This window comes from Streptomyces sp. (assembly GCF_031178505.1).
Classification (GTDB): Bacteria; Actinomycetota; Actinomycetes; order Streptomycetales; family Streptomycetaceae; genus Streptomyces; species Streptomyces gulbargensis.
The window spans coordinates 1-7,629 of record NZ_JAPSIW010000306.1; the positions used below are offsets into that span (position 1 = coordinate 1).

At 69.4% G+C, this 7,629-nt stretch carries 8 protein-coding genes; 2 read left to right on the plus strand and 6 right to left on the minus strand.

Going from position 1 to position 7,629, the window contains the following annotated elements; genetic code table 11:
* Positions 1 to 259: 259 nt before the first annotated feature.
* A complete protein-coding gene (locus RIF68_RS20005) occupies positions 260 to 637 on the minus strand; it encodes a fic family toxin-antitoxin system, toxin component (protein ID WP_309052656.1) in 378 nt (125 codons plus the stop codon).
* On the minus strand, positions 637 to 876 hold the full coding sequence (locus tag RIF68_RS20010; RefSeq protein ID WP_289912978.1) for a hypothetical protein: 240 nt from the start codon (positions 874 to 876) through the stop codon (positions 637 to 639). Before RIF68_RS20010 ends, RIF68_RS20005 begins: the two co-directional genes overlap by 1 nt.
* 842 nt (positions 877 to 1,718) lie before the next feature.
* Here RIF68_RS20010 and RIF68_RS20015 point away from each other — a divergent pair.
* Complete coding sequence (locus RIF68_RS20015; RefSeq protein ID WP_309052657.1) at positions 1,719 to 2,003, plus strand: hypothetical protein; 285 nt, start codon at positions 1,719 to 1,721, stop codon at positions 2,001 to 2,003.
* Here RIF68_RS20015 and RIF68_RS20020 read toward each other — a convergent pair.
* A complete protein-coding gene (locus RIF68_RS20020; protein WP_309052658.1) occupies positions 1,989 to 2,846 on the minus strand; it encodes a hypothetical protein in 858 nt (285 codons plus the stop codon). The two genes, RIF68_RS20015 and RIF68_RS20020, sit on opposite strands and share 15 nt — an antisense overlap.
* 88 nt (positions 2,847 to 2,934) lie before the next feature.
* On the opposite strand from RIF68_RS20020, the gene RIF68_RS20025 reads away from it, so the two are divergent.
* Positions 2,935 to 3,237, plus strand: a complete 303-nt coding sequence (locus RIF68_RS20025) for a hypothetical protein (RefSeq protein ID WP_309052659.1) — start codon at positions 2,935 to 2,937, stop codon at positions 3,235 to 3,237.
* A 973-nt stretch (positions 3,238 to 4,210) separates the two neighbouring features.
* On the opposite strand, the gene RIF68_RS20030 is transcribed toward RIF68_RS20025, so the two are convergent.
* From RIF68_RS20030 to RIF68_RS20040, 3 genes are all read right to left on the minus strand, one after another.
* Positions 4,211 to 4,405 (minus strand): hypothetical protein, encoded by a 195-nt coding sequence (locus RIF68_RS20030; RefSeq protein WP_309052660.1) that lies wholly within the window; start codon positions 4,403 to 4,405, stop codon positions 4,211 to 4,213.
* A 339-nt stretch (positions 4,406 to 4,744) separates the two neighbouring features.
* Positions 4,745 to 6,223 (minus strand): helix-turn-helix domain-containing protein, encoded by a 1,479-nt coding sequence (locus RIF68_RS20035; protein ID WP_309052661.1) that lies wholly within the window; start codon positions 6,221 to 6,223, stop codon positions 4,745 to 4,747.
* A 537-nt stretch (positions 6,224 to 6,760) separates the two neighbouring features.
* Entirely contained in the window at positions 6,761 to 7,402 is a 642-nt protein-coding gene (locus RIF68_RS20040; RefSeq protein WP_309052662.1) for a hypothetical protein, read from the minus strand.
* Between the last annotated feature and the right edge of the window lie 227 nt (positions 7,403 to 7,629).

Below are 7,629 nucleotides of genomic sequence, written 5' to 3' on the forward strand. Positions count from 1 at the left end.
GTGTGCTCATGCCCGACCACGGTAGAAGCCACGAGGCCTTGAGAGGTAGCGAATTTGTGTGCTGCCCACGGCCGGGAGCGTTCATCGGCGGGGAGCTGCCGGTGAACGGGGCCCGCGTCACGATCACCCCCCGACAGAGAGACCACGCTCTCGCACGGCCGGTGGTCAGCCGCTCTCTAGGCATCCGGTCGGCCACCGACCGAGGTGTTCCTCTCCTCGATTCATCACAGGGGCGGGCGCCAGTCGGACCCTGCGGGCATCAAGTGGAGGTGGGCCAGGTCCGCAGCAGAGCGGCGATCTTCCCGGCGGTGCAGGCGGGGTCCAGGAGCAGGTCCTTGAGGGCGACGGCGTCCTTGCGATCGGGCTTGACGGAGATCCCGGCGGCTTCGAGGTACATGACGCCGGACGCTGCGGCGACGGCCATGTTGGAGCGCTCGAGCCAGCGGCAGCGGCCCAGGGTGTGCACCAGGGCGGCGGCTTTGGCGTAGGGGCCGTCGTAGACGGGGTGCTCGAACAGCTCGGCCCGGTGGCGGGCGACTGCCGAGACGGGGACGCCGTAGTCGTCGGGGGCCGGGTCGTCCGCTCCGGCGGCCTCGGCGACCTGCAGGATCCAGGGGACGTCGATGTGCAGGTCCATCAGGCCGCGCGTGCTCCGCGGGGTGCCTGCTGCTGGGCCTCGGCTTCGTCGAAGACCGCCTGGTGGTCGGCCAGGAACCGGGCGGCCGCCCCCACCGCTCGGGCACGCAGCCCGCTGACGTCGTCCTGTACCAGCCGCGCGAGGTAGTCCCCGATACTCAGTCCCAGGTCGGCGGCGCGTTTCTTCGCGAGTTCCGCGACGTCCTCGTCTACGCGGGCGCCCAGCTGTGTCTTTGCCATACCAGCATGGTAACAGCTGTTACCGTCATTGGGGAGCCGTCCAAAGAACATTGCACGGGCGCCGCTGCGGCTCGGATCCCGCAGGACGCCACCGACCTCGCCCCTCCCCTACCTGAAGGACGCCGCCGTCACCGTGTCTCGTGACGGCGGTTCGGGGTCGCCGTGCCCGGCCGCTTCACCTGGACCGTCACGGAGGACGGCACGTTCCGCCACCGACCCCCACGACCGCAAGGACGCTCGCCTGCACCGTCACGCACTCCGCTACGCGGACCGCCCGCCTGCCACGGCCACCACGACCCGAACACCGCTGCCCGCTGCAGAGGCCTGCTCCCGTTCCAACTGTCTCTCACTGAATGATCTGCTGGGCTTCCTGACCTGCCCATTCTCGATAACCCGCGCACGTGCCGGGATTATTGGCTAAGCTGTCCACTTTTGTGCGGGGTGTACCCCGCTTCCTCGGAGCGGGTGGCGCTCATTCCGCCTCTGCTCCGCTGAGAGCATCGCGCGCGGACTGCCCTCACCCACCGTCTGCATCCCTCGTAGGCCCCGTTGCCCACCGGCGACGGGCCTTCGGCATGCCTGCACCCTGCCAGGAGATCCGTCATGACCGATGTCCGATTCACCGCCCCCGAACTGCAGGCCCTCTACGCCCTCCTCGCCCCCACCGACACCGGCGCACCGAGAGCGCCACTGCTGAAGACATCGCCGCCCGCGAGGGCCTGGACCTGGGCCGACCTGGCCGCGGTCCGCCGGCGCACCGCCCGCGCCGCCGCGTCCCGGCGGCGCTCGGAGGGGAACGCCGACGCGAGAACCAGCGCGCGCCGGAGGACTACGCCTTCGAGGTGCTCAGCCGCCGTGCAGGACACCTGCGGCGGTCCGAACGGCGGGACCTGGCACGGGCCTGGACCCGACTGGGCCTGTGGCCCGCGGAGCTGGAGACGTGGGTCGGTGCCCTCGGCGTCAACGGCGCCGCGATCGCCCAGGGCTGCCTCACGGCGGGCATCGCAGTGTCCTCGATGGACATCGCCCTGGACGGCATGCGCGTCAAGCAGCGCCTACGGGGCGGAGAGCCGGTCTTCTCCGTCCTGGCCCGCGCCACAGCCTGCGGGCGCTCACTGTCCGACTGACCCGCAAGGGGTCGCGCGGGGTACCGCCCCGGGGACGGCGCCGAGGGGGGGGCGTGCCGCTGGGACGCAGCGGTGCTGGAGGGCGAACCAGCGGCGCAGTCTGAGGGGCGGGTGCCGGTGGCCGGCGCGGATGAAGTTCCAGGCTCGGGCGGCCAGGTACGTGGCGCGCTCGGCGGCCATCGCCAGGTAGAGCGCCGTGGGCTGCTCGGGCGCCTTGACCGGGCGGACGTCGGCTATGTCGGCCGTCCACATGGCGGCCACAGCGGTGCGGCCGCAGGCCCGGACCGCGGCGGCATCGCAGGCGAGCTCAGTCCACCAGTGCAGGCCAGCGGTGTTCGTCCACGCGATCAGGGCGGCCGCGGTGAAAGCCCAGGCCGGCAGGAGACCTGCAGCAAGGGTCACTGCCACAAGCGCGCAGATTTCGATGGCCCGCCGTGTGCGGGTGTCGCGGCGACGGACGTGAGCGAGCTCGTGCTCGAGAACCGGCGCAACGTGCTGGGTGTGCCGCGGGTGGAACCAGTGGGCGCCGAGCCACAGGTGCGCGCGCCGACCGTGGCTGGTCGCGCGGGCGTCCTTGAAGCTGTGCCGGTCACCGGGCAGGGCGATAGAGACCCGCTCCAGACCGTGCCGGGCGGCGAAGGCACGCACGTGACCCTCGGTCTGCCGCATGCGCAAGGAGTCCCAGGTCAGTGCCTGGGCGAAGGAGCCGGACGAGGTAGCGCGGTCGCTGGTGTAGTGGCCGTGCCAGGTCCAGAACGCCCCGTTGATAAACGCGGTGTAGACGGCGATGGGATGGGGACCGTTGACCGCCGTGGCGAGGGTCTGGCACGTAAGCACGGCCACTACCACGAGCGAGGCACCCCGCTGCTTGTTCCTCCCCCATCCGCATAGGCGCCAGGTTAGTGAAATCGTTGTCCTGATACCCGCGATCGTGGTCGGCGAACAGGCCCTGCACTTCTTCAGCGGCGCGCTGGTGTGGCGCGAGAAGAACAACCGGCCCTTCCCCCTGAGTGCCCTGTACGGGCTGGGCCAGGTGCACTTCTTGCGGGGCAGTTGGAGCACCAGCGAGCAGATCCTGCTCACCCTGCTCTGGCTCAATCCGCACGACGAGCCGCTGGCAGGCGCTCTGCTGGCCAAGGTCCGCAGGGCGGCCGGCCTGCCTGCGCATGGTGGGGCGAGAACGGCCCGCCTGTCTCCTTCGCCTGCCCGCCCCGTGCAGAGACCCTGCTCGTGATCGCCCTGGACACCCACGCCCGCCCCGTCGTCATGGTCATCGGTGCCGACCTCCCGCTCGCGGCGCGTGGGTGTGCCTGTGCCGGGCACCCGACGTCCAGCAGAAGATCGCCGAGATCGAAGCCGCTGCCCGTCAGCGCAACGGGGCAGGCCGCGACAGTCCTCGCCACACCCCTCGCTCAGGGCTCGGCCGCATCCCGCGACGGCCGGCCGAGCGGATCCGGCGCCGCGTACCACGCCCAGCAGCACCAGGTGCCCCCGACCTCCTCACCGGGCCTGCGCCCTAACGCCGTACGACGCGGGGAAGTGCCCGCCGCTGCGGCACCCGTTCGGCTGCGTGACGTCGCACCGTCTCGGGGGTATCCAGTCCCTGCACCGTGAGTGCCCCACCGGGGATGCCGTGGCTCTACCGAGTCGGGCCACGGCATCCCCGCCCCAGCAACGTGACGGCAGTACCAAAATCGCACGAGGGGCGGAAGGCATCGGCAGGGCTCCCGCCCCTCACCGACGACTGTATCGGCGGGCGGGCGCCGCCCCGGCATTCACGCGTCCGCCAAGGTCAGCGGGACGCCCCCTGAGGCCACAGGACGGAGGAGCAGGGCCCGTTGCTTGGCGTGACCGGTGGCGAGCGCCTCGACGTCGTCGCTGAGACTCGGTCGGGCAGGCCGATCCAGGCGCCTCAGGTGGCACGGTGGGCGGCGGCCTACTCGACGGTGAAGCTGAAGACCCAGGGCCATGGGAGAGGTGTCTCCTGCTCGGGCAGGGTCTCGGCTGCCGCGCGGGAGCGGACGAGTGCTTTGTCCGCCGACCGCTGGTCCCCGGCGGCCGCGTGGCAAAGGGCTTCGACGCTGGACAGCCAGACGTCGGCGACAGCGGGGCTGCGGTCGCGCAGCGCGGATATGCGGGTAGTACGGGCGAAAGCGGCCTTTCATAACTCGTCTCGGAACTCCCATCGAGGGTTCCGGGACGAGGCCCTAGCAGGTGATCGACTTGGTGGGGCCTGTCCTGCTGTCGGTGTTCTCCCCGTCGATCCACACTCGCCAGGTGTGCGTACCACTGCACTTGGTCTTCACGAAAACGTTGCCGGAGCTGTCGTCGCTGGCGTCCCAGCCGTCGCTGTTCGCGGTGTACCAGATCCCCAGGATCTTGCGCTGAATCTTGATCTTCATGTCACCGCAGCCGCTACCGGTCCAGGCACCGTAGCCGGTGACCCAGGAACCTCCGTCTTTCAGTACATTCCCGGCCCTAACGCTGCAGGAGGCTGCGGCAGCGGGTGACCCTGCCGCGAGGAGGAGCCCTCCGGCCATGACGCCACCGAGCACAGCGGACACCGTCTTGTTCTTGACGTTACGCATGGCGATTCCCCTTACGAACAGCGATGAGGTGACCCATGACACGCCCTCTGGAGATCGCCCCAGACGCACTGGCGGGCCGGGTGAAGCAGACTGTAGGGAGGGCTGTCGCCGACCGGCAATGCGCACGGTGCGCAGTTGCGGAGCGGTGGCTGTTCACGGTGCACGGTCAGCGATGCGGAGCGCGTGGACAACTTCGTGGATGCCGGGTCCAGGTGTCTGGAGACTGCGCTTCAGGAGTCGTTCGGCGGCGCGCAGGTGGGCGCGGACGGTGGTGCGGCTGATGCCGAGGTTGTGGGCGGTTCGCTGGGCATCGGTGTCGGCTTGGATCCATGCCTGCAGGGTCCGGTGCACGGCGCGGTCTGTGCCGGGCTGCAGCGGTTGAAGGAAGGCGTGGGCCCAGGTGATGGCCGCTTCCGTGGACAGCAGACTGTCCACCGACGGCGCGGGCGCATGCTCGGCTGCGGCGTTGCCGTCGGGTGGCGGAAGGTCGTTGACCGCAAGGGCGAGGGCGAGCTCGGCGCGGCTGCGGGGGTCTTGCAGGTTGAGGCCGAGGGCGTCTTGGACACGCCTCAGGTGGGTGGTGACGGTGTTGCGGCTGATGTCGAGCAGCCGAGCGACACCGGCGCGGGGGAAGTTCAGGGCAAGGCTGGTGATGTCGAGGGTGAGCCGGGGGGCTGTGCTGATCGGCTCGAGGAAGGCTTGGGCCCAGGCAAGGGCTTGTTGACGGGGGAGCAGTGCTGCTAGCGGTGGCTGGTCGTGGTAGTGGGCGATGCGTTCAGGCGTGTGGCGGGCGACGGCCAGGGCATGGCGGGCTTGATCGTAGGCCCGCGCAGTGGCCGGTAAGGGCACAGAGGCGCCGATGCCCAGCGCGTAGCGCGGATCGTCTCGCACCAACGCCCGCAAGGTCGCGGCCAAGTCGCCGCCCACATTGTCGTTGTCGTGCTCCACGGGCAGGAGACAGATGAGGTGATGGTCGTAGACCGGACAGCGCACCATCAAGCCGCGGCCGTGATAGCCGGACGCATCCTCGTAGGCGGCGATGAGCCTGCCGCGGTCTGCGGGCGGGCAGCGCAGCAGGTGGATACGCAGACGCTCCGCGTCCAGTAACGGCGGAAGGGCGCCGGCTGTCATCCGGCGAGCCAGCGTCGGTTCGCCGGCCATCAGGGCCATGAAGACCGCCAGGCGCAGCCGTGATGCCACCTGCTGGTAGCGCAGGGCTAGGTTGTCGGCCTGCCTGGCTTGTCGCAACACATCGATCAGGGCGCCTACATGAGACGCTAGCGCCAGCGCCTCACGTTTCACCGGCAGGAGACTGCCCACCACCAGCACCGGACGCGGCACGTGCCGTCCCAAAGCTTCGCACCACACGTGGAATCCGTCCCGCTGCGAGGCCACAGCGGCCAACTGTCCGTTGGACAACTGCGTCAGCACCGGCTGGAGACCGGAAAGCACGTCCGTCGCGAGCCGGGCAGTGGCCACCTCCACCTCACCCGCGCGGTCGACCAGGGCTATCTCCGCGCCGAGCTGCCGCCCCAACCAGTCGATCAATCCCTGCGGATCCAGACTGACGTCCTGACCGCCACGAGGCCTCATCTGACGCAACAACTCATCGAGCACGTGAGGTATCGGCACGGCTCTCCCCCGCCAGCTCATCGGCCGCCTTGCCCTCGTTCAGCCGTCGCGCACCCGCGGTCCTCACCGCAGATATCCGCGCGGTCATCCTTGAGTACCTGGTCGGCCACTCACGCAGCACCCCGCTCAAACAGTGAAACCATCCACTACTAGGACGACGAAGGCCCCACCCGCAGGTGCACCACGCCGGCCCGCCTCGACGCTCCCACCGAAACCCCTCCCAACCACTCCGGCTCGCCTGAACCGCTGCCCTGTAACAGCCCGACTTCAAACCCGCCGAGTCGAGAGCGGAACGGTGCACTACCCCGCAGGGCGCCCGGAAACTCTCCGCGACGGCCACTGCGAGACCCCTGCGAGCATGAGGCGACGTGCGCACCCGCGTCCTCCACTGTGACGCGTGCACGAGATCAGCACAGATTCAAAGATGGGTCTGGGAGTCCTGTGACACGCGCTACCGAGACCCTGGGAGTAGCCGCCACGGCCGGGCAGGACATCTTGCCCAGCCGTGACCTCCGTCCGGACGTCAGAACAGGCGCCTCACTCGGTCGCCTTCCGCAAGGCAGGCCGCAGAGCTTGCTCAACGAGGTCGGGGGAACCGTCCAGCAGAACCGTGGTCCACCCTCGCGTGACCGCGACGGTCATCCTGCGCTCACGCGATCCGCCCACGCGGTCCGTCGCAACGCGCTCGTAACCGTAAGCTACGCCCTCCACGTCCACATCAACCCTCCGCGTCGTCACGTCGAGCTCGGCGTTGCCCTTGTCACCGAGGCTGATGAGTTCGGTGTATGAGGGACACGCGGTCAGCACGGCAAACAGCTTGCTCACGCGACCCAACATCGACGCGGGCATCTGGCTGTACAGCCGCTGGGTCAGGAACTCGCCGTCGCGGGTGAACACCGCCTCCGCGGTGCGCCTGGTCCCCAACACCTTTTCGATCGGACCGTAGATGCCGTACGGCTCCAACTCCTCACAGTCCTGTGGCCCTCCCCCCAGGACCAAGGAGTCGCCGGCGTCCTTCTTTGTGCTCAGGGAACGGGTTTCCTTCCCTAGGTCCGAAGCATCCAGCAGCAGCGGTTTCAGATCCTCGGTCTCCAAGAGCGTCGATGTGGGCGCCGGACCCGGCGCAGCGCTCCTGCCCTCGGCTCCGCCGCTGGTGCATCCCATGAGCGCTACCAGCACAGTGGCACCGACAGCAGCTTTGTGTCCCCGCCGCACCCTCGGTCCGACTGCAGCACTGCTCAAGCGGCTCCGCCCCGACGCACGCTCGCTCATCGCACCTCAACTCCTGCCTCGCTCCACAAATCTCCCCACCACTCTGCAACCGGCAGCCGCTTCCGCACAGCGTCTCCCCCAAGATGCGCCCAGTCTCCCGCCCCGCCCGGTGCCAGACCGGTTCGAATTGGGCA